The sequence below is a fragment of the Collibacillus ludicampi genome (assembly GCF_023705585.1).
GTDB classification, from domain to species: Bacteria; Bacillota; Bacilli; order Tumebacillales; family BOQE01; genus Collibacillus; species Collibacillus ludicampi.
Map to the genome: position 1 here is coordinate 146,114 of NZ_BOQE01000001.1, position 26,009 is coordinate 172,122.

At 48.8% G+C, this 26,009-nt stretch carries 22 protein-coding genes and 1 other annotated feature; of the genes, 2 read left to right on the top strand and 20 right to left on the bottom strand.

Translation table 11 applies throughout. From position 1 onward, the window contains the following. Positions 1 to 116: 116 nt before the first annotated feature. From DNHGIG_RS00825 to DNHGIG_RS00845, 5 genes are all read right to left on the bottom strand, one after another. Entirely contained in the window at positions 117 to 1,094 is a 978-nt protein-coding gene (locus DNHGIG_RS00825; RefSeq protein ID WP_282197890.1) for a resuscitation-promoting factor, read from the bottom strand. Positions 1,095 to 1,360: 266 nt separating this feature from the next. Next, on the bottom strand, positions 1,361 to 1,720 hold the full coding sequence (locus tag DNHGIG_RS00830) for a response regulator (protein ID WP_282197891.1): 360 nt from the start codon (positions 1,718 to 1,720) through the stop codon (positions 1,361 to 1,363). Between the two features lie 161 nt (positions 1,721 to 1,881). Beyond that, positions 1,882 to 3,270 (bottom strand): bifunctional folylpolyglutamate synthase/dihydrofolate synthase, encoded by a 1,389-nt coding sequence (locus DNHGIG_RS00835; RefSeq protein ID WP_282197892.1) that lies wholly within the window; start codon positions 3,268 to 3,270, stop codon positions 1,882 to 1,884. Between the two features lie 245 nt (positions 3,271 to 3,515). Next, the gene (locus DNHGIG_RS00840; RefSeq protein WP_282197893.1) at positions 3,516 to 6,191 is read right to left on the bottom strand and encodes a valine--tRNA ligase; all 2,676 of its coding nucleotides are present in this window, start codon (positions 6,189 to 6,191) and stop codon (positions 3,516 to 3,518) included. A gap of 31 nt (positions 6,192 to 6,222) precedes the next feature. After that, positions 6,223 to 6,456: a binding site (T-box leader), on the bottom strand. Positions 6,457 to 6,521: 65 nt separating this feature from the next. Next, positions 6,522 to 7,025: a hypothetical protein gene (locus DNHGIG_RS00845; RefSeq protein WP_282197894.1), complete on the bottom strand. Its 504-nt coding sequence runs from the start codon at positions 7,023 to 7,025 to the stop codon at positions 6,522 to 6,524. A 218-nt stretch (positions 7,026 to 7,243) separates the two neighbouring features. Here DNHGIG_RS00845 and DNHGIG_RS00850 point away from each other — a divergent pair, with 218 nt between their 5' ends. Then, positions 7,244 to 7,408, top strand: a complete 165-nt coding sequence (locus DNHGIG_RS00850; RefSeq protein WP_282197895.1) for a hypothetical protein — start codon at positions 7,244 to 7,246, stop codon at positions 7,406 to 7,408. A gap of 11 nt (positions 7,409 to 7,419) precedes the next feature. Here DNHGIG_RS00850 and DNHGIG_RS00855 read toward each other — a convergent pair whose 3' ends face one another. From DNHGIG_RS00855 to hemA, 14 genes are all read right to left on the bottom strand, one after another. After that, entirely contained in the window at positions 7,420 to 8,757 is a 1,338-nt protein-coding gene (locus DNHGIG_RS00855) for a CotS family spore coat protein (protein ID WP_282197896.1), read from the bottom strand. Positions 8,758 to 8,768: 11 nt separating this feature from the next. Further along, positions 8,769 to 9,842 (bottom strand): mannose-1-phosphate guanylyltransferase, encoded by a 1,074-nt coding sequence (locus DNHGIG_RS00860; RefSeq protein WP_282197897.1) that lies wholly within the window; start codon positions 9,840 to 9,842, stop codon positions 8,769 to 8,771. Positions 9,843 to 9,862: 20 nt separating this feature from the next. Next, complete coding sequence (locus DNHGIG_RS00865) at positions 9,863 to 10,861, bottom strand: YutH/CotS family kinase-like spore coat protein (RefSeq protein ID WP_282197898.1); 999 nt, start codon at positions 10,859 to 10,861, stop codon at positions 9,863 to 9,865. 78 nt (positions 10,862 to 10,939) lie between these two features. Beyond that, positions 10,940 to 12,823 carry a LysM peptidoglycan-binding domain-containing protein gene (locus DNHGIG_RS00870; RefSeq protein WP_282197899.1) on the bottom strand — a complete coding sequence of 628 codons (1,884 nt, stop codon included), beginning with the start codon at positions 12,821 to 12,823 and terminating at the stop codon, positions 10,940 to 10,942. Between the two features lie 72 nt (positions 12,824 to 12,895). Then, positions 12,896 to 14,014, bottom strand: coding sequence for a glycosyltransferase family 4 protein (locus DNHGIG_RS00875; protein ID WP_282197900.1), 1,119 nt, complete (start codon positions 14,012 to 14,014; stop codon positions 12,896 to 12,898). A 19-nt stretch (positions 14,015 to 14,033) separates the two neighbouring features. Beyond that, complete coding sequence (locus DNHGIG_RS00880) at positions 14,034 to 15,086, bottom strand: CotS family spore coat protein (protein WP_282197901.1); 1,053 nt, start codon at positions 15,084 to 15,086, stop codon at positions 14,034 to 14,036. Positions 15,087 to 15,098: 12 nt separating this feature from the next. Continuing rightward, on the bottom strand, positions 15,099 to 16,130 hold the full coding sequence (locus DNHGIG_RS00885; RefSeq protein WP_282197902.1) for a CotS family spore coat protein: 1,032 nt from the start codon (positions 16,128 to 16,130) through the stop codon (positions 15,099 to 15,101). Positions 16,131 to 16,343: 213 nt separating this feature from the next. Continuing rightward, entirely contained in the window at positions 16,344 to 17,633 is a 1,290-nt protein-coding gene (gene hemL / locus DNHGIG_RS00890) for a glutamate-1-semialdehyde 2,1-aminomutase (RefSeq protein WP_282197903.1), read from the bottom strand. A 21-nt stretch (positions 17,634 to 17,654) separates the two neighbouring features. After that, positions 17,655 to 18,632, bottom strand: a complete 978-nt coding sequence (hemB, locus tag DNHGIG_RS00895; RefSeq protein ID WP_282197904.1) for a porphobilinogen synthase — start codon at positions 18,630 to 18,632, stop codon at positions 17,655 to 17,657. Then, complete coding sequence (gene cobA / locus DNHGIG_RS00900; RefSeq protein WP_282197905.1) at positions 18,613 to 20,175, bottom strand: uroporphyrinogen-III C-methyltransferase; 1,563 nt, start codon at positions 20,173 to 20,175, stop codon at positions 18,613 to 18,615. Before cobA ends, hemB begins: the two co-directional genes overlap by 20 nt. Positions 20,176 to 20,178: 3 nt before the next feature. Then, positions 20,179 to 21,096, bottom strand: a complete 918-nt coding sequence (gene hemC / locus DNHGIG_RS00905; protein ID WP_282197906.1) for a hydroxymethylbilane synthase — start codon at positions 21,094 to 21,096, stop codon at positions 20,179 to 20,181. Continuing rightward, positions 21,093 to 21,740: a precorrin-2 dehydrogenase/sirohydrochlorin ferrochelatase family protein gene (locus DNHGIG_RS00910; RefSeq protein WP_282197907.1), complete on the bottom strand. Its 648-nt coding sequence runs from the start codon at positions 21,738 to 21,740 to the stop codon at positions 21,093 to 21,095. The genes hemC and DNHGIG_RS00910 overlap by 4 nt, the downstream gene beginning before the upstream one ends. A 72-nt stretch (positions 21,741 to 21,812) precedes the next feature. Continuing rightward, positions 21,813 to 22,637 carry a cytochrome C assembly family protein gene (locus tag DNHGIG_RS00915; RefSeq protein ID WP_282197908.1) on the bottom strand — a complete coding sequence of 275 codons (825 nt, stop codon included), beginning with the start codon at positions 22,635 to 22,637 and terminating at the stop codon, positions 21,813 to 21,815. After that, positions 22,598 to 24,037 carry a glutamyl-tRNA reductase gene (gene hemA / locus DNHGIG_RS00920; RefSeq protein WP_282197909.1) on the bottom strand — a complete coding sequence of 480 codons (1,440 nt, stop codon included), beginning with the start codon at positions 24,035 to 24,037 and terminating at the stop codon, positions 22,598 to 22,600. The genes DNHGIG_RS00915 and hemA overlap by 40 nt, the downstream gene beginning before the upstream one ends. Positions 24,038 to 24,384: 347 nt before the next feature. Here hemA and DNHGIG_RS00925 point away from each other — a divergent pair, with 347 nt between their 5' ends. Then, positions 24,385 to 25,302, top strand: coding sequence for a DMT family transporter (locus DNHGIG_RS00925; RefSeq protein ID WP_282197910.1), 918 nt, complete (start codon positions 24,385 to 24,387; stop codon positions 25,300 to 25,302). A 43-nt stretch (positions 25,303 to 25,345) separates the two neighbouring features. On the opposite strand, the gene DNHGIG_RS00930 is transcribed toward DNHGIG_RS00925, so the two are convergent. Continuing rightward, the gene (locus DNHGIG_RS00930; RefSeq protein ID WP_439647718.1) at positions 25,346 to 26,005 is read right to left on the bottom strand and encodes a DUF4097 family beta strand repeat-containing protein; all 660 of its coding nucleotides are present in this window, start codon (positions 26,003 to 26,005) and stop codon (positions 25,346 to 25,348) included. Positions 26,006 to 26,009: the final 4 nt, after the last annotated feature.

A 26,009-nucleotide genomic window follows, 5' to 3' on the forward strand; every position in this document is an offset into this window, starting at 1 on the left:
AAATCCAAGCAGATTTGTTACACTCGTATCTAGAATTTATCATAAAATCTCTTAGATTCCCTGTCAATCTGCTATTTTTTCACAAAAAAAGTCCCCGTTGCAGGGGACATCCTTCCTCATGGTACTATATAAACGGTAACCGTACGACGACCATAACTGACAGCTTCCTCATTCGAATCAAAAGCCAAATCAATCCGATTTCCCTTGATGGCGCCGCCAACATCTGCCGCTACCGCATATCCGTACCCGGGAATATACAGTTTGGTGCCGAGCGGGATCACATTGGGGTCAACAGCCACGACGCCTTTTTGTGCAGGCAGACCACTGGCTGTGCGTCCACCGGGTGACGAGTATGCTGTCGCTGTCATAGTCAGCATTTGGGATGCTTGAAAATTCTCGCCGCTGCGCGAAGCTACAGCGAGAGGACGACTTTTCGTTCCGTATGCGATGACTCGGTTGACCGGTGCTTTCACGACATCACGAGTAACCTGACGATCCACTTCTTGGCCATTTTCATAGATCACCTTCGTCGTTATCCGCGCCAACCCTTCCACACCGGGCGTCAGCTCTTTTTCCTGCCCCTTATAGGAGTCATCATCTGGCTGTCGTTCGGTCTGAAAAGGTACTTTCTCTTCTGCTACGATCACTTGTTCATTTCGGCGTGTGATGGTAATCGTCTGTCCCGGTTTCAGATCAGACTTAAGATCGACATTGATTTTATCGGCCTCGCCTAGTTTCACATTCAATTCTTTCAGCAGATCCTCCACGGTTTCCGCATGAGTGATTATTTTTTTCTTTTCTTGATTCCCGTCTTGGAGAGAGACTTCTTTCGCATGTATGACGACCACTTGTAACCCATTTTGCAGGTATGTATTTCTCGTAGGTTGAACCAAGTCTTGATCTTTTACCTGAATGCCCTTCTGCCTCAGCAGGTCACCGACCGTTCCGAACTTGAATCCGGAAACCTCTTCCTTCTTGTCATCGACAACAAGCGTGATCTTCTTGTATAACCCTGCCGCGGTCGCCCCTCCCGCCAAAGCCACTGAAGCTGCAGCAGTCAGAAGATAGATCGACTTTCGGCTTACCTTTCCCACCAAACCACCTCAACTTCTTGAAAATTTGTGATCATCCCCCAAAAGTCCTAATCTCTTATGGGACTAAGTATAATATGGAGGAACTGGATTGACAATAGGTGAAAATGGTAGACTTTTGTCAAAATTCGTTTAATGATATCTTTCTACACACTGATTGATATGTGATGAAAGAGAAAATTAGTACCACATTCCGTTCAAAAAAAGAAGGCCTTTCCATCAATGGATAGCCCTATTTCCGTAAGGTGAGGTTATTCGAAAGGTACGTCCTAGCGCAAAACGCTTTCTATCGCTTCGATGACGCGTTTGCTGTCAAACGGCTTCACGATGAAGTCTTTCGCCCCCGCTTTTATCGCTTCCACCACCATCGCCTGCTGCCCCATCGCTGAACACATGATCACCTTCGCGTGAGGATCCAATCCAAGGATCCTTTTCAGCCCTTCGATTCCATCCATGTCGGGCATTGTAATATCCATCGTTACCAGATCCGGTTGAATCTCCTGGTATTTACGAACCGCTTCTTCTGCATTGGAAGCTTCCGCGACAACCTCATGCCCGTTGGAAGTAAGTAACTGGCGCAGTAAACTGCGCATAAATGCTGCATCATCCACAATCATAATCCTTGCCATAACCTCATACCCCACTTCCCACATCTTACAATGCCATTATATGTACGAGCGTCCATATTGTCCATAGAGAAGGATGTATTTCCTCAGGCGAAGCCGAACCTGCGGATTCGCCTGATAAGATTTACATGCCATCCAAAAAGCAAATCGTACCTTTTTGACGATTACGTCGATGAAACGGGTTCTCCCCACTGGGCGAGCAAGAAACGTCTCGCTTCCGAAATGGTAAATAAAGAGCCCGTAACCAAAACCACATCGTGCATGCCGGCAAGCGTACAAGCGTGGAGACAAGCATCTGACACATTGCGTTCGATGAGCAGTTGAATGTCTGCGGGAAAAGTTGTGACGGCAGCATGTTCCGCTTCTTCTTGATGAAGAGATGGAGCGTTCTCCAGCAAGCGTTTTATCAATTGCATCACTTGTTCCGCATCGGCACGCCGCGGTGTTTCCGGTTCCGTTACGATGATTGATTTTGCGAGGGAAAGCCACGGTTCAATCAATTCCGGAACCACTTTATCCTCCAAGATGCCGAGTACAACGATCAATCTTTGTCCGTTGAGCAGTTCTTTTAATGATCGGGCCAATGCATGGGCGCCGTGCGGATTGTGGGCACCATCAAGCAGAATGAGAGGTCGCTTTCCGATCTTTTCTAATCTTCCAGGCCATCTCGTTTGCAAGAGAGCTTCAAGTAATGCCTGCCGATCGATGGAGAGAATGCCTTTTGCTTCGAGGACTTCCATAACGGCAAGCGCTACGCTCGCGTTGATACATTGATGTTCACCCAGCATGGATATGGACACATCATTCCATACCCTTTGCAATCCGTTATAAGTAAACCATTGTCCGTCCCAATCATACTTCGTTCTGTGAGAAATGAAGTCCGTGCCATACACATAAATGTCACACTTTTGCTCTTGCGCTTTGTTCATGATCACATGCAATGCTTCTCCGTCAGCCGCCGTAACTACGGGTACCCCCGGCTTTATAATTCCCGCTTTCTCTGCCGCGATCTCGGATACGGTCGAACCGAGGATATGCATATGATCCAATGCCACGTTGGTGATCACCGAGATGAGGGGATGAACGACATTGGTCGCATCCAATCGGCCGCCGAGTCCTGTCTCCCAAACGACCATATCCACTCCTTCCCTCGCAAAAAAGAGGATCGCAAGCAATGTGACCACTTCAAACTCCGTGGGTTCTCCCATGGGTGTCCGGCAAATCGCTTCAATGTGCGGTTTCACCTTTTCAACAAGGAGATGAAGTGTATCTTCATCAATCTCCTTCCCGTTGATGGACATTCGATCGGAAAATTGGGAGATATAAGGAGATGTGTACAAACCTACACGATATCCGCATGCTTGAAGCATCTTCGCGAGATATGCGCATGTGGAACCTTTGCCGTTTGTACCGGCTACATGTACGAAGCGCAAGGAATGGTGCGGATTCCCTAAGCGCTGCAAGATCGCTTCCATTCTCTCGAGTCCGGGCTTGATACCGGTACGACCGTTAAAACGCGGGAAACTGTGAATATACTCCAAAGCTGAGTCCATGTTGATTGCTCCTTGATTTGATTATACAAAAGCCTTCTTTCGAAACACACGAACGGAAGATTGAGCGGATTACAGAGGAAGTGAAACAGATGCAAGCGTGGAAAAACATCTCCACGCCTGCTAACATCAAGATTTTGAGTCGCTATTCACCAGGTTGGTGGGCGTATGCTTTGCGTTCGAGCTTCGTGAACGCCCACCTAAAGACACTTTTCGTCTTTTGATGGCGCCACTTGTGGTATAGGTGGCTACTCTTGCAACTCGGCAATGCGAGCCCGTACTTTATCCCGCTTCTCTTTATAATCCTTTTCTTTCGCCCGCTCGGCTTCAATCACCTCAGCAGGTGCTTTCTGGATAAAACCGGGGTTGGAAAGTTTCTTCTCGACGCGCTCTACCTCGGCATCCAGCTTTTTCAATTCTTTTTGCAGACGGGCGATTTCTGCATCAATATCGATCAGCCCTGCCAGTGGTAAGTAGAGCTCACAACCGGTCAGGATGGATGTGACCGCCTTCTCCGGTACTGGAAGCCCCTCTTCGATCTCTAGTTTTTCCGGATTGCAGAAGCGGCGGATATAGGCTTCATTTATGAGCAAAATCTTTTGTGCGCGTTCGTTCGTCGGCTTGATCATCAGATGAATGGCCCGGCTAGGCGGAACGTTCATTTCCGCCCGGATGTTACGCACAGAACGGATGATATCCATGATCAGCGTCATATCCTGTACGGCCGATTCATTCACGAATGTCTCAGACGCTTTGGGATACGCGGCAACCACGATGGACTCCCCTTCAACAGGGAGATGTTTCCAAATTTCTTCCGTGATAAACGGCATAAACGGGTGCAAGAGGCGGAGCGACTGATCCAACACATATACCAGAACGTTCTGAGTGATCGTTTTCGCTTCCGGATCATCCCCGTACAAGTACAGTTTTGCCAATTCGATATACCAATCGCACAATTCGTTCCAGATAAACTCGTACAATGCTTGCCCCGCACCGCCGAAATCGTATTCGTCCAAACGGCGATTGACGTCTGCGACCGTTTCGTTTAATCGATGCAAAATCCATTGATCGGCGGTACCGAGTTTTTCCCTGTCTCCTATGCCCGTATATTTGAATCGCTCGTCAAGATTCATCAGGACGAAACGGGAAGCGTTCCAAATCTTATTGGCAAAGTTGCGCGCAGCCTCGACTTTTTCCCAATAGAAACGCAAATCATTTCCTGGGCTCGAAGCGGTCATCAGCATGAAACGGAGTGCGTCCGCACCATATTTTTCAATCACGTCGAGTGGATCGACACCGTTCCCTAACGACTTCGACATCTTGCGTCCTTCCGAGTCGCGGATCAATCCGTGAATGAGCACATCGGCGAACGGCTTCTCACCAGTGAATTCAAGTGCAGTGAAGATCATGCGCGCCACCCAGAAGTAAATGATGTCATAACCGGTTACGAGCACATTTGTCGGATAGTAGCGCTTGAGATCTTCCGTTTCATCCGGCCAGCCCATCGTCGAAAACGGCCATAAAGCTGAAGAAAACCAAGTATCCAATACATCCTCGTCCTGGGTCAATGACCGACTTCCGCAGTGCGGACATGACGTCGGATCTTCCATGGCCACGATCGTTTCTCCGCAATCGCCGCAGTACCAAGCGGGAATGCGATGTCCCCACCACAGTTGTCGCGAGATGCACCAGTCGCGAATGTTTTCGATCCAGTGCAAGTAGATTTTCTCGAAACGGTCTGGGACGAAACGAACGCCTTGGCCGGATTTTTGCAAAGCGATCGCTTTTTCGGCAAGCGGCTGCATTTTTACGAACCATTGTGTCGAAAGGATTGGTTCGACCACGGCTCCGCTGCGTTCGCTATGGCCGACCGCATGTTCATGTTCTTCAATCTTAAAGAGGACACCCGCTTCCTGCAGATCCTGAACGATTTTCTTACGACAAGCAAAGCGGTCAAGGCCTTGGTAAGGCCCTGCTTGTTCATTCATGACGCCTTTCTCGTCCATAACAGTAATTTGAGGGAGATTGTGGCGCAAACCGATCTCAAAATCGTTAGGATCATGTGCAGGTGTAATCTTGACAGCCCCTGAACCGAATTCTTTATCCACATACTCATCGGCAACAATCGGGATTTCACGCCCTATGATCGGAAGGATCACCGTCTTCCCAACGAGGTGCTTATAACGCTCATCTTCCGGATGAACAGCCACCGCCGTATCGCCGAGCATCGTTTCCGGACGCGTCGTCGCCACAACGATATGACCACTGCCGTCGGCGAGCGGATAACGCATGTGATACAAAGCACCTTTTATATTCTTGTATTCCACTTCAATATCGGAGAGAGCAGTTCTCGCTTCCGGATCCCAGTTGATGATGCGTTTGCCGCGATAAATCAGACCTTTTTCATACAATGTCACAAAAACGGTGCGAACCGCGCGCGACAACCCCTCATCCATAGTAAATCTCTCGCGATCATAATCGAGGGAGAAGCCCATCTTGCGCCACTGGTCACGAATCGTACCGCCATACTTTTCTTTCCACTCCCAGACTTTCTCCAAAAACTTTTCACGCCCCAGATCGTAACGGCTGATCCCTTCCTGCCGAAGCATCCCCTCAACGCGCGCTTGTGTAGCGATCCCCGCATGATCCATACCGGGCAACCAGAGGGCATCATACCCCTGCATCCGCTTGCGGCGGATCAAAACGTCTTGCAATGTAAAATCAAGCGCGTGCCCCATGTGTAAGACACCGGTAACGTTCGGGGGTGGGATCACGATACTGTAGGGTTGCTTGCTTGGGTCACCTGTGGCATGAAATCTTTTTTTCGCTACCCATTCTTCATATAATCGTTCTTCCACTTGTTTGGGATCATAAACTGTCGGTAAACTTGTTTCCTTCACGGTGATCACAAGAACTCCTTTCATGAATCATTTCATTACAAAAGCCTCTTTCATCCGTAAGGACGAAAGAGGCTTCTTCCGCGGTACCACCTTGCTTCACATGCAAAAACGCACGTACACTTTCAAGAAGATAACGGATTCACCGGCCGTTCTTACTGTATCGGACTCCTTTCAGAACGGCAACTCCGGGACGACGTTCAAGGCTGAACCTCTAAGGAACCTCACAGCCAAGGGTTCCTCTCTCTGCAGAGGCGACCGCGCCTTTACTCCTTCCCTTCCTCGTTCTTCCGCTATTTTACCTGTATCTCATCTTATACAGAAATGACGCTCCCTGTCAAATCAGGAGCCCTGTTTTTACCGTTTGTTTTTCTTTTTGAATTTTTTCTTCGGACGGTTGGCACGCGCTTTCTTCAATTGCTCCTTTCTCGCTTTGCGTTCCGCCTCCTCCTTCGCCTTCTCTTCTTCTATACGCTGTTTCGTGCGGCTGAAAAACCATGTGACGACAACACCGAGGATGAGCTGCAGGGGAATCAGAACGGAAAGCGCCCAATATAAAATTTGTATCCGCTCTTTGTTGGGGAAGGGAGCGAGAATTTGCTCATAACGAACCCCCGCATAGATCGCAATTCCCAAGAGGACACAAATCAACGAGGCGATAAATCCGCTCCAGAATCCTCTGCCGCTCGCTTTCCGTACCGCGATGTACGAGGCGATCATCATACCGAGCGGAATCGTGGTATTATACCACGTATCCCCAAAGAGCGCGATTCCCCCGGCCAAACCGCCGAAAAGTGCCCCGAGACCGAGTGCCCAAGGCCAATGAATCGGGTCTCCGGTACCTAGAGTCTCCTTCGTCACCCACAACCACTCCCTGACTTGTATGTATCTCGCATCCGCGAAGTTCATTATCATTTTCCACGTACTCGCTTATAATCCTTTCATACGGAATGTTTTTAAACAAAAAAAGCGCGCATGTCGCGCTGCGCGTGAATTCATTTCACCCTGTAGGCTTTAGAATCATAGAATATACCACATCGTAAAGATATCAAGCATCCATTGATGAAGGAGTGTTATCCATGGGATTCTTCTATAATTTACTTCGTTTCGTCAAAATCGTCTTGATTACAGCGATGACGATCCTGTTCTTTCGCGCTCTCCTTTTTCCCAACGCGCTGGATATGCTGGTTCTCTTCCTGTTATCATTCGTCTTGCTCGTCATGTTTATCTCGCGCCCCTTGTAGGAAAAGACGTATCAGTCCTTTTGATTGCCGGGACGAATGCGCTCTTCATCCACCCACAAGCCGTTTTGTGTGGATGTTTTCACATTTTCCTCCATTTTTCTCCCACGTTTCTTTTGTTTCTGTACGCGCGTGAGTACTGCCTGTTCCAGAACTTCTTCATACGCTTTTTGTTCTTCTTCGTTTTCCTCAAGTTGCGGTTGTTGCGGCTGTTCCTGCAGGGTATCTTCTTGTTCAGTCTCTTCCGGTGAAGCAAACTCTCCTTCCATTTCTTCAAAATCGGTCTCTTGGGTATAGGTGGGCATGTGTACAGCCAGGTTATATCTGCCGGCCAAATCCCGAATGAAAATATCCCGTCCCGTTTCCGCCTGTAACGCTTTTGTCAACTGCTTACCGTATTTCTCATCACTCCACCCGCGCAACCCTTCGTAATACCAGGAAACGATCTGTACCGGCTTGAGAGGAAATGCCATATACGCAAGTAAAACATGCATCTCCTCCTGACTCAGCGGACGAACACCCTGATAAATATCGAGGATCGATTGACCCACTTCCACATCCCAACTGTATTTCGGCATATATCGGTGCAGAAACGCTCCGATATCACAAACGGGCGGACCGTAGTGACAATGGTCAAAATCGACGATACTCGCCGTTTTTCCGTCAATGAGTACATTTTGTTTTGAAAATGATCCGTGGCAGAGCGTTTTCGCATCCTTCGCGCTTTCCAAAACTTCATGATAGGGAGATGATTGCAACTGTTCCAACGCGTGTTCCATCAATGTGATCAATTGATCTTTTTGTGCGAGAAAGTGTAAGTCAAATGCGGTCTGACTCGCGCGTTCCGTTGCGAATTCTACATAGCTATCGATCTTTGTTCGGTAGGTCGTCAAAGTTGCCAAAAAGTCACCTTTACCTGCATCCACAAACCCGTGTGCTTCATACCCTTTTCCCGCCTGATGAAGTCGGCCCAACATTTCTGTCGCAATGAACAGGTGTTTCGGTTTTTTCAGTTCCGCCTCCCTGCCAGGCAACCAGTCCGTCAAGTAATACAACCCTTGCATAGTAACCACGTACGGATCCGCATATTTCGTACGGATAAAACGCGGAACATGTGAAAAGCGAGGATAGATATATTCCAGTGCCTCAAAGACAAACTTCAATCGGGCTTCCGAAGTGTTCACTCGTTTTAACATACGATACCCGGAACGGGTTTTTAAACGCAAGACACCGCGAACTTGCCGGGCTCGTTCCGGTATCAGATCATACTCGCGAAGAATCTCTGGATCGTAGCCGGCGTCGACAAATTCTTCGTAAATTTCGCGTTCCTCCCATCGTTCCTTTTTTCCCATGTGAATCCCCCTCACAAGAATTCTCGCAAGTCCCGCATATCAATACGCTTCACAAGTTCCTTAATTTCTTGGTCACGCTCCTTATCTGCCACAAGTAATGAGCGGTCGGCCTGGACGATCAACAGATCCCGCACACCGATGGTCGTAATTAACATATCGTCACTCTCGATGATGCTGCCATACGTGTCGATACCGACATGCAAGCCGTTGACAATGTTGCCTTTGTCGTCATGGGGCAGAAAGCGTTCCAAAGAACGCCATGACCCTACATCATCCCAGGCAAAGTCGGCAGGGATGACTGCGACGTTGTCCGCTTTTTCCATCAATCCGTAATCGACAGACACTTTTTCCATGTTGCGATATTCCTCACGAATGACTTCCTGTTCTTGCGGGGTATCCAATGCATCATAGATTCTCGAGAGGCGCGTGTACATCGATGGCATATGTTGGCGAAACGCTTGTAAAAGAGTCGCCACCCGCCAGACAAACATACCCGAGTTCCACAAATACATCCCTGTTTGCAAGAAATGAAGCGCACGTTCAAAGTCCGGTTTTTCTGTAAATTCCTTTGCCTGGTAGATACGATGGACCCCATCTTGCAAGAGCAAACGTCCGATCTGGATATACCCATACCCCGTTTTCGGTTCTGTCGGGCGAATGCCGAAAGTCACCAACATTCTGCTTGTGTGCGCATACTCCGCCGCCCAAGCGAGATAACGCCTGAAATCCTGCTCATTCCCGATAAAATGATCGCTAGGCAAGACAGCCATGACGGCTTGTGGATCGCGTTTGATCAGTTTGACGGCTCCTAAACCGATACCTGCTGCCGTTTCACGGGCTTCAGGTTCGATGATCAGGTTAGTGTCCGCGATATCCGGAAGTTGCTCACGGATTCTCTCCATGTATCTTTCGTTGCCCACCACGTAGATGCAATCTTTGTGGATCAATGGGCGTACACGGCTCACAGTCGTTTGCAAAAGCGATTGATTTCCGAAGATTCGCAAGAACTGTTTCGGATTGCTCACAGAACTTTTCGGCCAAAACCGGCTGCCAACACCTCCGGCTAGAATCAGTGCATATAGCATACAAAACCTCCCGCTGACAGCTATGAGGTTTCATAGCGGAATGCGCCAAGGATAAATGGTTGATTCATTCGCCAACGGTCGACCGCCTGTTGCAACAATCCCACAAATCGATCCTGAGGTCGACTCAGTTGCAAGTAAGCTGTTATAATGCGATATACCGAATGCGGGAAGCTCAAGTATCCTTTTACAATCGCCTTCTCTTCTTCATCCAACTTCCTTACTTCTTCATAGTTTGAGAGAACGGAAGGAATAAAAACCCCTTTTCCTTCTTCCAGGAGGATATGGCAGAACCGCGCGACATCGTATAGCGGCATATCCCCGGCGATCGTATCGAAACTTAAGGTAGCCACTTTCCCTTCACCAGTAATCCGCAAATGTTCAAGGCGATACTCACCAAAACAAATGGAGTTTCGTTCCTGATGCTCCCGAGCTACCGCATCATATCCCCCTTTCTCCAAGGTTTCAATAGATTCGTCCATCACCTCACTCAGCCATGGAGCATAATTCAGGAACACTTCCTGAAAATCATCGCGATTCCCGATCGAATTCCATGAGGAAACGATCGAAGCGACATGATCCCTGCATCTCTTGAACGCTTGAGCCCACGTCCCGTGACGTTGGGGGATACAACGATCCATGTTGAGATCGCCGGCGCATAAAGCAGAATGCAACTCGGCCAAGTTCACCGCGGCCAATCTGAGATCCGACGTGATATACTCGGGTTGTCGCCCCGCCCATTCGTCTGTGAGGGTATACACACGTTCCCCGCTTCGCACGTACGGATCCCCATGCAGTGTGCGAATAAACCGCGGAATCCGGCGGAAACAGTGATTGGCGAGATGTTCTGTCACGGCGAATCTCAATTGGACGGCTTCCATATCCTCATGTTCGTGAAGCCATTTTCCGCCTCGATCCGTATCCACTCGGTATAGGCCTTTTCCGATCGGTTCAATCCCGTTTACTTCTATCTCATAACGTGGTAAAACCGAGCGGGTGATATCATCCATTGCCGCAACCATTGTGCCACCCCCCTCGTTCGTGATGCTACATCCATATGCTTGGAAAAGAGGGAAAAGACCCACATAAAAGAGGCGGCATCAACGCCGCCTGGTGGGAATATAGAGTACCTGTCCCGAATCCAGCTGTTCATGTGACATTCCGTTCGCTCGCATAATCTCTGTAACACTGCAGGAATAGCGTTCTGCCAAGCTGTCCAGATGATCGGTTTCCTGTACAATGCGAAACTTAAGGGTAAACTTATTATCGTCTTTTAAATTCCAACCTTTCCATAATTCGTTTCCATGAACGGCTATGCTGACAGCCGCTGATTTTTCTGTAACGAGCGCATCCTCTTGACCCATGTCCGAAGATTCCGCAATATCTAGTACTGCTATCGTATTCTCATCATTCATGTCATGTTCCGCTTCGATGAGTAGCTCTTCTTCCATATCGTCAGTTTCACTATGTGGGTCTGACGAAACTCCGGACACCTCGCTACCCGCTTTCACTTCCATTACATCCGCAGGCGGTCTTTGCTCTTCATTGGGATGTTTCTCTTGTTCACTCTGAGCAGCTTGTGAAGAAACAGGTTCCCTATGCTTTTCTTCCCCACGCTTTCCTTCTTTCTCTTGTGACCCAGGAGTCATTTCCGCATGCTCCATACGCGCGTGTTTTTCTTTCGGAATCGCTTCTTCCCTCAACGGTTGCGGAATTCCCTGGTTGAATGATTTGGAAGAAATAGGTTCTGTACTCCTTACGGAAGGATCTTCTTCAATCGATCTTCCATCCGTTCGCGTGTCATTGATTGCTTCACCGAAATCACTCGGCGCGGATATTCCGCTCTCTTTCACCTGCCCTTTTGTCAGCGAAGAAAAGCTGATCGGACTTTCCATAAAATCCTTTTTGTTGCCGAAAAATACTTTCATTTCCGGAATATGCTTATGAGGGAGAACAGAACCGATCTTATCATCCGCTACATGTTCAAATTCCGCCACTTCGATGGGTTGTTCATCTTCTTGTGATACAGGCTCAGCGTTTATTTCCCCACCAGAAAATTCTTTCCTCTCGCCGGTTGGACCCTCATTCTCCCCTTCTGGTGAAAAACGATCCCATTCAACAAATGAATCTCTCCATTCAACAGACGTTTCTTCGCTCCGTTTCTTGGAATCGCCCTCCTGTTCCTCGTTATAAGCTCGCGCGGCCCATGGATCTGTCTGAGCGATCAATTGCGGGTCGGGAGTAAAAACCACTTCTTCCTTTTCCTCCGATCGTTCCTCGAAAGAACTCATCATCCACTCATTTTCGTTGTAAGGGACAGCTTCATCACTTTGAGCTTCTTGTCGGTAAAGATTTGAAGGATAGGTTTGCGAAGGAATAAGATCTACATCATCAGAAACATAAGGATCCCTTTGGTTTTCAGCCTGCTCCGTGAAAGATTCGTTCACCTGATCGAGCAATTGATCGAGATCCTGAGCTTGTTTCGGCACATCTTCCTGTTGATCTCCGCAACGAAACACGTATCCTTCACTGCCATTTAATCCATAGATGATCAATTCCGCTTGTACGTACGCCCATCCTGATCGAATGATACGCAAATCCCATTGTCCCACGCGCGCATAAACGTTTAAAAATTTGCTTTCTTGCACTGTGACCGGAACGTGAAGCTGAAAGGGGAGGCGATGGTGAAGGGGAAGGATCTGCTCATCCCCCTTCTTTTCATCCTGCGATTCATCCTGTGATGATACGATGACATCCCCTTGCAAATGTCCGAAAATCTCATCATCTATAGGATGGCTTTCACGCAAGAAGCCTGAAAAAATCAAAGCACCCTCAAGAATATATGAATCATCCTCCCGGTTAAAAGAAATCACTTCTGTCGCTACCGTTGTGTCCTCAATGAATTCATGACCGTGCAAACTTTCTATCGGAATCTGTTGATCGACATTAATGCGAATCACCGGAACACGTTCTGATTCTGCCACGCCACTTCCCTCCTTACGTCGTCATAACGCGTCACTCTCAAATTATGTCCAGGCTCGCATCCTTATGACACTTTATCGCATAAACTCTTCATAAATGGCGAGCGTATCGATCGCCGTCTTTCTCCAGGAGAAAGAACGGGCACGCAGAATGCCTTGTTGTGACAAACGGGCGCGCAGTTCTTCATCCGTCAGCATGCGATACATGGCTTCAGCCAGTGCGAGGCTATGAAGAGGGTCAACCAGCAGAGCCGCCCCTTCACAGATTTCAGGCATCGAAGAGACGTTCGTCGTGATCACTGGAGTACCGCAAGCCATCGCTTCCAAAGGAGGTAAGCCAAAGCCTTCATAAAAGGAAGGGTACACGAAAAGCTCCGCAGCGTTATACAAGTATGGCATATCCATAACCGGTACAAATCCTGTGAAGATGACCCGGTCGGATAAACCAAGGGCTTCCGCTAGCAAAGCAGTATCTTCAAAATCACGCACTTCTTTTCCTACGATCACCAGTTTATACTCTTCAGGGAGATCGCCCAGTAAGTCATAAAAAGCATTGATCAAACCTTTTACGTTTTTGCGCGGAGAAAATCCTCCCACGTAGAGAATATACGGACGTTCGATTCCGTAGTTTTCACGAACGAAGCGTGAAGCTAATCGCTTATCCATCGGCTGATACACGTCTTCCGGAGCTTCCGGGATCACCCGAAGCCGTTCATCGGGGAGTTTAAAGATGCGCTTGATATCTTGCTTCGAATGCTCGGAAACCGTGATGACCCGGTCTGCTTGTTCCATGATTTTCGGCATCTCACTGAGGAAGATTTTCAGGTAACCCCTGCCAACGGTCTCAGGGTATACATAAGGTATGAGGTCATGGACGGTGACAATGAGAGGACAACGTTTTTCGAGCGGAATACCGATTCCGTTTTGCGGTACATGATAGACATCGATCCCTTCATATGACACACGCATCGGGATATGCACTTCTTCCCAGAATTTATCTTTGCTTCTCTCTATAGAGTTAAAAATCTCGTCCTTGGTAGGATCGAGATCTTTAAATTCATCCCCCGGCCAGAAGAACCGATAGTCGTTTTTCCGGTCCACCTGAACCAAGTTCTTTATCAATTGGAAGGTGTATGTTCCGATTCCTGTACCCCGGTACCAGATCGCGCCTCTTGCATCAATCCCTATTTTCATGGTCGCTCTCCTTCCCGAATTATCGTAGAGTCCCTGTCCGTAGTACCAAGTCTGCATTCATTTTGAAATCTTGCAAAAAATCAGCCCTGTTTTCGCGCAACTCGATCCATTTGCGCAAACGTTTTTCTAAAACTTCAGGAGACCTGTTTTTTTCAACGTAATAAAAGTAGCCGGCTTCCCAAAAATCTTGTGGAAAGCGCAACATTCCATAAATGAGATCTGTCTCGCCCTTCATGAGTTTCGAGGACTGATCATACGCACGCAAGATAAACCGGGCTGTCCGTCCGTCCCACCCCGTATGTTTCATGTTGCGCAAGATGAGACTGGCGATATCATGCGCCCGAACATCACAAATCGCGTAATCAAAGTCGATCACCGAGACCGTGTGATTTTCACCGATTAGCACATTATGGTGTGCGTAATCGTGATGGCAGAGTTCACGTTCGTCCCTTGCTTTCTCTGACAACTCTTCATATGGAGACCTTATCAGATGATCGACCGCACACTTCGCCTCGCTGATAAAATATGCGCCTGTCTCTACATACATGCGAGCAAAGAACGAATCTTCTTCTCGTGCATAATCGACAAAACGCTCCATTTCACCGATGCGTTCGACAAAATGATTGATCCACATCCCGTACTGTACTTTACCGGGCGCGTAAGGAGGTACAAATCCTTTGCCTTTGCGATGGAGTTCCGCTAACGCCCGTGTCGCCATCGCTAGATGATCGATGCGTTCATAATCGCTTTCACGCCCCTGTTGCCAACTCATTATGACATAATGAATTCCATCCACTTCTGTGTAACTGTTTCCCTCTTCCGTCCGCACGATCGTAGGGACACTGCGAAATCCATTTTTTTCTAAATGGATCATGGCAGCGATGGAAAACTCCAGATTTGTCTTTCCGAATACAAATCGCTTGAGCACAAAATCTCCCAGATCCGTAAACAAGCGGATCACCTTACGAACAGGTTGTACTTTTTGAACGGGGAGATCATATGCATCGAGAATTTCTTGCGGAAAACCGTTCTCTTCTAATTGTCGGAGAATCGTAGACTTCTCATGGCGCATCCATCTCCCTCCTTAAAGCGTGGATGGATACTTCTGCATGAACATTCTCCATTGTTCAATGTCAGCAACTTCCTGCTTCATCTTCTTCATCGCGTTTTGTGGCGTATATCTTCTTGAGACGAATCCCCGTTCCACAGCACGCCAGTAACGCTGCGGGAAATAAAGAACAGCACGCAACACTTCAAGTTCTCCGTCACATAAAGGTGCAATCGCATGGTAGTCGGACAAGATTGTATGGCCGAGATCGACGTCCCAATGAGAACGCCGCAACATCTTGCGCATGAAACGTGCCAGATCGTGTACGCGCAGTTCAAACGCGCAATAATCAAAATCAATGACTGACATATTCCCATCAGCCGTGAGAATAAAATTGTGGTAAGTGAAATCGCCATGGATGAATCCGCGCAATTTTCTTTCTCTTCCCAATACTTGTGGAAAGTCTGATTGGTGCAAAAGTTTGACACCCGTTTCCGCCATTTCCAGCATCGGTTCGATCGTTTGCATAAACACCTGTTCCATTTCTGTCCATTGGTCGCTCGGTGTTTCCATGATGCGCAATTTTTGTGTCACAAGATCCTGCAGTTCTTTTTCGAATCGTTCTATCCATCCTGCCCATCTCGTTTTGGTCATCGCGTCGATCGTCGGAACGAATCCTCGTGATGCGAGATGGAAACGTGCCATCAATTCGACAGCTTGTTTCAATTCGGCGGGGTCTTCCAAATCGCTCTCGCGCCCTTCGATCCACTCGGTAAGGAAATATCGACCGTCAGCCCCTTCGATAAACGGATGTCCTTCCCGCGTAGGAATAAAGCGAGCGAGATTGGTAAAACCGTTTTTCCATAAATGTTCGGTTGCCTGATATATAAACATTAATTTTTCTTTTGCATGCACAACTTTTTTCAGAGCGTACTCACCTCGATCGGTGGTGAGTTTCCACACGGCACGCACTGGTACGCATTTCTGCACACGAATCCCGTACATCGCCTCGACATCGGCCAGAGGCGGTTGTACTCCTTTCTTGACTGCCTCAACTTTGTTAGCCAAATGGCTCCCTCCTCCGTGAATACCACTGACTGTGGGCATTTCACCCTATCGTATGAAAATCTCAACGAATGTGTGAAGGCATTTGCGCATGAAAGAAAAGAGCTTGGCACGAAGTCCAAGCTCTGTTGCGAAACGACCTCGGAGGCCGCTGTATCACGCAAAGAATGACGCCTCTTCAAAGACAGGCATTCACAAATCGGATGGGAGCACAGCCTATAAAGTTTTCATCGCCTCGCGCGAAGCCTCTAATGTACGATCGATATCCTCGTCGGTGTGAACGGTTGACAAGAAACAAGCTTCCAACTGCGAGGGCGCCAGATAGATCCCACGTTTCAGCATCTCGCGAAAATACTTGGCGTACCGTTCCAAGTCGGATGATTTCGCCGAAGTATAGTCAACAACTTTTTCTCCTGTGAAGAAACAACTGAACATACCGCCGATGTAATTGCTGTAAACGGGGATCCCCAATTCATATCCGGTTTCGTAAAAACCGTCCGCCAGGCGTTTCGCCTTCCGCTCCAGTTCCTCATACAGTCCCTCTTGAGCCAGCAACTTCAATGTCGTGTATCCCGCAATCATGGCCAGTGGATTTCCGGATAACGTCCCCGCCTGGTAGATCGGTCCCGAAGGTGCGATCATCTCCATGATCTCCCTTTTCCCTCCATAAGCACCTACGGGTAAGCCTCCCCCGATGACTTTCCCTAGAGTCGTTAAGTCGGGTTCGATCCTGAAGCGCTCCTGGGCACCCCCATATGCGACGCGAAATCCTGTCATCACCTCGTCGAATATCAGCAACGCGCCGTATTCATGCGTAAGTTTCCTGACGCCTTGCAGATACCCTTCTTCAGGCAGGACGCATCCCATGTTACCGACAACCGGCTCAATGATCACAGCGGCAATATCTTCCCCATATGTTTCAAAAACGAGGTGCAGGGACTCAAGATCATTGAAAGGCACCGTCAGTGTTTGCCCTGCGACTTCCGTCGAGACGCCCGGAGAATCAGGTAGTCCCAATGTGGCAACACCTGATCCCGCTTTGATTAACAAGGAATCCGCATGTCCATGGTAACACCCTTCAAACTTAACGATCTTGCTTCGTCCCGTATAGCCGCGGGACAAACGAAGCGCGCTCATCGTCGCTTCCGTCCCGGAGTTTACCATGCGCACAACTTCCACAGAAGGGACGATCTCTGTCACAAGTCTTGCCATCATCGTTTCAAGCAAGGTGGGAGCACCGAAACTCGTCCCCTTGCCCGCATATTCGGCGATCGCTTGAACCACATCTGGATGTGCGTGACCGACAATCAAAGGTCCCCATGACAAGACATAGTCGATGTACTCGTTCCCGTCGATATCATACAGATACGCCCCTTGTCCGCGCTCGACAAAAACAGGGTCCATTCCTACCGCGCGAAACGCGCGTACCGGAGAATTCACACCCCCAGGTATGAAGTGTTTCGCTTCGAGGTAGGCGTTACGGGAGCGTTCATATCCTTTATGCATGCGCTTCACCCCGTTTACCGACTATTTGCCCAGCCAGCGGGCGACATCTTTGGCGTGATACGTGATGATCAAGTCGGCACCCGCTCGTTTCATGCCTGTGAGCATTTCCAGGACGATTTGTTTCTCGTCGATCCAACCGTTTAAAGCCGCCGCTTTGATCATCGAATATTCTGCAGACACGTTGTAGGCGACGAGGGGCAGATCAAACGTGTCTTTCAAGCGACGGATGACATCCATGTAAGCGAGAGCCGGTTTGACCATGAGAAAATCGGCTCCTTCTTCCACATCGGCAGCTGCTTCACGCAATGCTTCTCGCACATTCGCTGGATCCATCTGGTAGGTCTTGCGATCGCCAAACGAAGGCGCCGAATGAGCCGCATCGCGGAAGGGACCGTAAAAGGCGGAAGCATATTTCACAGAATATGACATGACAGGCACATGGGTAAAGTTTTCTTGGTCAAGAGAACGGCGAATCGCCGCGACACGTCCGTCCATCATATCGGATGGTGCGACGATATCAGCGCCCGCACGCGCATGAGAAACTGCCGTTTTCGCCAGAAGTTCCAATGACGGATCATTGAGGATCTCACCCTCATGAACCACCCCACAATGCCCCATCGGATTGTATGAGCAAAGACAAACATCGGTGATAACGACAAGATTGGGATTCTCTTCTTTGACTACACGGATCGCTTGTTGCACGATGCCGTTCTCCGCATAGGCTTCCGACGAGAGTTCATCTTTGACGGCAGGAATCCCAAATAAGAGGACGGCAGGAATGCCTAACTCCGAAATCTCCTCAATCTCGCGTTTAAGCAAATCGATGGAGAGGTGATAGACACCCGGCATAGATGCAATCTCCTCTTTCACCCCGGTGCCGTGCGTTGCAAATAATGGGTAAATCAAGTCTTTGATATTTAATTCCGTTTCCCTGACCATATCCCGCAGTAGAGCGGAACGGCGCAAACGGCGGAACCGTTTAAATTCGATCGGTAACATGAGCGAGTCCCCCTTTTTTTTCTGGCATCTGGGCGGCGGTATTCGTTAATGCTGCCACCAAACCGTCTATCGTCGCTTCTTTCGCGACGATATCTATGCGCAGTCCTTGTTCCTTTGCCGTATTTGCGGTGACAGGACCGATCGCGGCAATGATAACATCAGCCAACAATTGCTCTAGATCATAACCCTGCAAGGCAGTGAGGAAATTAGTAACTGTTGAAGAACTGGTGAACGTTATCATATGAATTTTCCCTCGTGCCAGCAGATCGGCCACTTCTTGCGCGTGGTCTGTGACCAATTGTGTTTCGTATGCGTCCACTTCCGTCACATCGCACCCTCTCTCACGCAATGCATTCACGAGCGTCTTGCGAGCGATTGACGAGCGTGGAAATAGTATCTTCTGTCCGCTCTCGATTTGTCCTCCGAGTACATCCAACAATCCTTCCTGTCGGAAATCGGCAGGGATCGTTTCGGGAAAGAGGCCTTTTTCCTCTAACTTCTCAGCCGTCTTGGGCCCTACTGCCGCGATGCGGGCACGGATCGCGCGAATATCCTTCTTCAAATGGCGCATACGTTCAAAGAAATACTTTACGCTGTTGACAGACGTGAAGAGGATCCAATCAAACTCGTGCACCCGTCGAATGGCATCATCGAGCGGTTGCAAATTCCGTGGCGGAACGGTTTGAATCACCGGAAACTCATACGGATCGCCGCCCAATTCGTCGATTTGTTCTGAAAGCTCGCTTGCCTGATCACGAGCACGCGTCACGAGCACGCGTTTGCCGAAAAGCGGCTTCTTCTCGTACCACATCAGTTTGTCGCGCAAGGATACGACATGTCCGACCACGATCGTTGCCGGAGCCCGAAAGTTGGTTTCACGCACCCGTTGAACAATATTCTCCAGCGTTCCCACCAATGTTCTTTGCTCGACACGCGTCCCCCAGCGAATAAGCGCAACGGGCGTGGAAGGCGGCTTACCATATTGCATCAAACGATTGACGATACTCTCCAAATTGGCCACACCCATGAGGAAAATGGTCGTGTCGGTCGCCTTGGCAAGTGTTTGCCAGTCGATCGCCGATTCGCCTTTTGTCGGGTCTTCGTGTCCTGCGACGACAGCGAACGAAGGGGAAACCCCGCGGCTCGTTACAGGGATACCTGCATATGCCGGAACGGCAATCGCCGATGTAATGCCAGGCACGATCTCGAATTCGATGCCGTGTTCCGCAAGAAGTTCGGCTTCTTCCCCCACTCGTCCGAAAACGCATGGATCCCCACCTTTCAAGCGTGTGACAATCTTTCCTTCCAACGCTTTATGAACGAGCAGCCAATTGATTTCTTCCTGCGAACGAGTATGCCGATCCGGTTGTTTCCCCACATAGATCAGTTCGCAGTCGGGACGCGCATGACGAAGCAAGCGTGGGGAAGACAATCGATCGTAAACCAAAACGTCCGCTTTCTTAATGCAATCCAAGCCCTTGATTGTGATCAACTTCGGATCTCCGGGGCCAGCACCAACCAAATATACTTTTCCAATACCCAATGCTCATACCTCCCGCGCGGATGCAAGAATCTCCCGTGCTCCTCTCTCCAGAAGCCGCAAAGCAACGTCTCGCCCAACCTTGACAGGATCGCTTCCCTCGCCTGCTTCTTTTATCATGAGCGAACCATCCGGCCGTCCTACGAATCCTGTCAAGCGTACCTGACCGTCCACATACTCGGCATATGCGCCGATCGGTACTTGACAACCGCCGTTCAGAACCCCCAGAAGCACTCGTTCTGCAGTGATCGCCAGACGTGTCGCTTCATGATCAAGCGTCTTGAGAAATTCCCGCATTTCCTCATCATTCGAACGACATTGAATGCCAAGAGCTCCCTGCCCTACGGCTGGCACACAAATATCGATTGATAAACGTTCTGTCGCACGATCCAGCCAGCCCATACGTGCTAACCCCGCCGCCGCCAAAACGATCGCATCAAGATTCTCTTCTTCCAGTTTGCGCAAGCGAGTATCGATGTTGCCTCGTAACGGCACGATTTCGAGGTCGGGTCGTGCCGCTTTCAACTGTGCCCCCCTGCGTAAACTGCTTGTTCCCACCCTGGCCCCTTGCGGCAATTCATGAAAACGATGTCCGTTTTTCGAGATCAGGACATCCCGGGGATCTTCCCTTTCCGTGACCGCGGAGATCATCAGCCCTTCCGGCATTTCCGCGGGCATATCCTTCATACTGTGCACCGCAAAATCGATCTCACCGTTTAAAAGGGCTTGTTCGATCTCTTTGACAAACAACCCTTTTCCTCCTACTTTTGACAACGTGACATCTAAAATACGATCCCCTTTTGTCACGATAGTTTTCGACTCGATTTCTAGAGTTGGGAAACGTGCGTGCAATTGTTCACAAACCCATCCCGTTTGCGTAAGCGCCAAAGCGCTCTTGCGCGTCCCAACGATCAAGCGCCTCATGTCAACTTCTGCCTCCTCATTATCTCTGCAATTCGGCGATCCGCTTCAACAACGTTTCCCTCCCTGATCAACGCGAGGACATCGGAGCGGGCTATCCTGCGAAACACTTCGCGCCGAACGTTTTCATCCGCGACGGTGCTCTTGAGTCGCTTCCGCACCTCTCCCATTTTTTGGAGGTATAATTCATATTCAGGACCAAATTGCGATTCCAGTTCTTCGCGTACGAGCTTCGTAACGGCAGGACTCATGCCGGATGTGGTGATCGCAATGGAAAGCGGCCCACGACGCACGACTGAAGGGACGACGAAGGTGCAACGTTCCGGCAGGTTGGCAACATTGACCCATATTCTATGTTCATCCGCTTCATCGGCCACTGCCTGATTCACGTCGAGGGAATCGGTAGCAGCGATCACCACGGCCGCCTGCTTCACATCCCCTCGGCGATAACGCCTGGCGACATGTGTGACCTGCCCACCGCAAACCAAACGTTGCAAATGCGGGGTCAAATCCGGGGAAATCACACGGACATGTGCACCGCATTCCAACAAGGCGATCACTTTTCGTTCCGCCACCGTTCCCCCGCCGACGACAATACAATCTTTGCCTTGCAAGTTGAGAAACGCAGCATATAAACGTTGCGTCAAAGAAAGGTACCCCTTTCGTAGCTTAAGGTTTCGAATCGGATCCGTTGATCCTCCTGCTTCAGAGCGTTCGTTCTACCAGCGGTGAAAGCCGGAAAAAAACGTGCCGACGAAGAGGTAATTGATCAATACGCCGCTGAATCCCAAAATGTTTAACCATGCCGATTTTCGTCCGACCCATCCCCAAGCAACGCGAAAATACAAATAGAGTCCGTATAAAACAAAAAGAAGCAAAGAAACTAACGGCTTGGGATCGAGAAACAAAAACCGTCCAAATTGAATTTTATACCAAATCGCTCCAAGAATCATCGCGATCAGCAAGAGTGGAAAACCTATTACAATCAGACGGAATGAGAACATATCCAGCTGATCGAGAGCAGGTAAACGGCGAAACAAGGTATTCCACCGTTTCTCTTTTAACAACTTTTCTTGAATCAAGTACATGATCGAAAAAATGGTCGCAATCGCAAACGCCGCATACGAAAGGAAAGCGATCGTAATGTGAATAAATAAGAGATCCCCTTGTAGCTTCACATCGACGGAAGCCGCTCCTTTGCCCGTGAACGTGTCGAGAGCGACGGCGGCGAATCCCACCACATTGGCAAAAAAGGTAAACAGATCAATTTTGTAGAAGAAATTAATCACCAGCGAGAATGTGATCAAGATCCACGAGAAAAAGATCAACGTTTCAAAATGGGTTAACACCGGTAAATAATCGTATTCTTTCATTCGCAAAAGGAAGAAGACCGTTTGCATCAGCCAAACGACCGATAACAGCCCAAAGGCAATACGGTTGATCATGCGTTTATGCTGCAGGAAATCGATGAAATACAGCAAAACCGACAACGCATACGTAACTGTCATCGCATCATAGAGCAGGATGCTGCTCCTTGTTGCCATCGAGATGCCTCCTTTCGCAAGGACAAGTTCGTCACCTTCGTCTCACTCACGACTTTCGTCGCTGCCTCTTCTCTTCCGGCGAAAAGAGCCGTTGCATTTTCATCGTTGTGAGCGAAAGATGGCTCCTCCTCCTGGATCGGTTGCAACCCAAAGATTCGCGCAAAAGCTTCCAAATACAATTCCGAATTTGTTTCGAGCGCCAGCTCTTTTACATGTTGGATAGGTTCGTGCAACAGTTGATTGACGATCAACTTGGTGTGTTTTTCGAGTACCCATTTGTCGCGCTCGGACAAATCCGGCAATTTATTGACCAGACTTTTCATCACCGATCGTTGGATCTGTTCCCCTTTATCCCGCAGTGCGGCAATCAAGGGTATGACCGCTTGCGTATTGAGCCACTGCTTGAACGAAGCCATTTCTTCGCCGATGATATAGCCGATCTTCTCAGCCTCTTTGGCACGCTCCTGCAAGTTGACCGCAATGACCCCTTCCAAATCGTCAATATCATACAGGTATACGTTCGTCAATTTGTTGATCTCAGGATCGAGATCGCGGGGAACTGCGATATCGATGAGAAAGAGCGCACGCCCGCGACGGAGTCTCATGATCTCTGTCAACATGGGTTTGGTTACGATATAGTGATCGGATCCCGTTGAAGAGATCACGATATCCGCCTGTTTGAGTGCCAACCCCAAGTGGCCCATATCGAACGCTTCTCCCCGGAATTTGATTGCCAGTTCTTTCGCCCTCTCAAGAGTGCGGTTCACCACGAGCACGCGCCGCGCTCCGGCACTGTGCAGATGTTTCACGGTCAACTCGCTCATTTTGCCGGCACCGATGATCAGTACCGTCTTATTCGTCAATTCTTCGAAAATCTTTTTGGCCAATTCCACCGCCGCATACGAAACCGAAACGGCGTTTTTCCCGATGTCGGTCTCCGTATGCGCACGTTTGGCAACAGTCACAGCGCGTTTAAACAGGTTATTGAAAATCGCGCCCGTATAACCATTCTGCTGCGCAAACAAAAAACTGTCCCGAACCTGCCCTAAAATCTGTGTCTCTCCCAGAATCATGGAATCCAATCCACATGCTACACGGAACAGATGACGGACAGCGTCTTGATCCACATATGTGTAAATATATGGTGAAAAATCCTCGACACGAACACCCGATATATACTCCAAAAATGATTGAATACTACGTTTACCGTCCGATGGATGATCAACGACCGCATAGACCTCCGTACGGTTACATGTAGAAATAATCACCCGTTCCCGAATCGCCTTCTCCTGAGCCAACAAGTTGATGGATTCTGAAAGGTCGGATGGGGAGAGGCTGAATCGTTCTCTGATTTCCACTGGTGCTGTCCGATAATTTAAACCCACTGCCATAATATTCATTCTGTAATCCACTCCCAATTGATGGGGTTCATCTATAAGAAATATATGTTTGTACATGCCAACGTATTTTTCATTATAACACTAGTGTCAGACAAGAACACCCCACTTGTGTCACATGTTGTCGCAAAAAAAAAGAGACCCTTAACAGGTAAGGGCCCCAAAAAAGGAGAGGAGAAATATGGGTTTCACTACTACTATGTCCCATGGAACTGCCGCTTATACCTGTTTATGCACCCATCCTGAAAAAGTTGCTGGCAACTATCGATGAAAAAATCTGGATGAAATCGGTCGAATCATTTATTATAATGAGTGAAAAACCAGAAAATCACAGAAAGGAGTGCCCTCGATTGGGCAAATCGCTCTTCGCCGATTTGATTCTTTTACTTGTCACCCTCGTTTGGGGCGCCACTTTTGTCATGGTAAAAAATGCGGTCAGTCTTCTCCCGCCTTTCACCTTTAATGCTGTTCGCTTTCTCCTTGCATCCGTCGTTCTTGGCTTGATTGTATGGATCATGAACCGATCCGTTTGGCGTTCATTCAATCGTGATCTTATGAAAGCGGGAATACAGATCGGGATCTGGTTGTTTGCCGGTTACGCTTTTCAGACGTTCGGTCTGATGTATACCACGTCCTCCAAAGCCGGGTTCATCACAGGTTTATCGGTCGTATTGGTGCCGCTTTTTTCGTTTTGGTTATTCCGTCAGAAAATTAGAAAACAGACGATCGCCGGTGTGTGTATAGCAACCGTGGGACTCTCTCTGATTTCCTTCAATAAAGCTGAATCCGTCAACTGTGGGGATCTTCTGGTTCTTCTTTGTGCGTTCTCATTCGCCATGCATATTATCACAGTGAGCCGCTATGCTTCAAAGTTTTCGGCGTTTTTGCTCGGATTTGTGCAAATCACGACCGTCGGAATCTTCAATGCGCTGGCAGCACTCATTTTCGAGAAGTGGCGAATCGTGTTCCAAATGGACATCTTGATGTCTCCTCATGTTCTTTATGCGCTTATGGTGACTTCCGTTTTTGCCACAGCATTCGCCTTTGTCGCTCAAAGCCAGTTTCAGAAATTCACCACCGCGACACGTACCGCCCTGATCTTTTCGATGGAACCGGTCTTTGCGGCGGTCACCGCATACCTGTGGGCCAATGAAATTCTCTCTCCGCAAGCGATTATCGGTTCGTTATGCATCCTCACAGGGATGATTCTAGCCGAGCTCGGCGGAGATGATTCCGGCGGGTCGACTCATGCAACAGAACATGTGTAACGGTTTCCGGCCCGTTGATCGGGCCAGGAAAAACCGCCGAACTTCACGCAAACCAAACGCTGATGTCCCCCTTTTTTGTTTCAAACATGGCACTTCCTTGTGCATGTAACGGATTGTAAGAAAATACATCCCCAGGTTCCTCTTGGTTCATAAAATTGCGACTGCTTTTCCGGTTGCTCTGGATCCGCCCAACATCCGTCTTCGCCATAACGGCAAGTTCGATACCACGGGGGATTTCGACTTGGATATTCCCTATCCTTACACTTGCTTGTAGTTTCTGCATGTCTCGCATCTGCTGAATCGCAATATCCCCGATATGCGTGTGAAAACGACCACAGCCGCGCACCCCTTTCGAAGTGATCCCCCCTTTTTTGACTTCAAGATTTTGCTCTCCAGTGGTGTGAACAAACACATCTCCCTGCTTGTGAGCGATAGTAACAGAAAAACCTAGAGGGACAAAAATATCCAAATCAACAGATTCGCCTTGACTCCATTCGTAATATGGAGGAGTTCGGCTGATCAAACGCAGTGTCTCTCGAATTTCAATCGCATCAATGGGAAATGTTAGCGGTTTTTCATGTTTAAGAAACAGAATGACCTTTTTATCCATATCTGTTTCTCGAACGGCGATATCTCCAGCCGCATGGCTCACCGCTATGCGATTGGCGGTAAGAACAGGAATGATACATTTCCGAGTTTCCATGAAT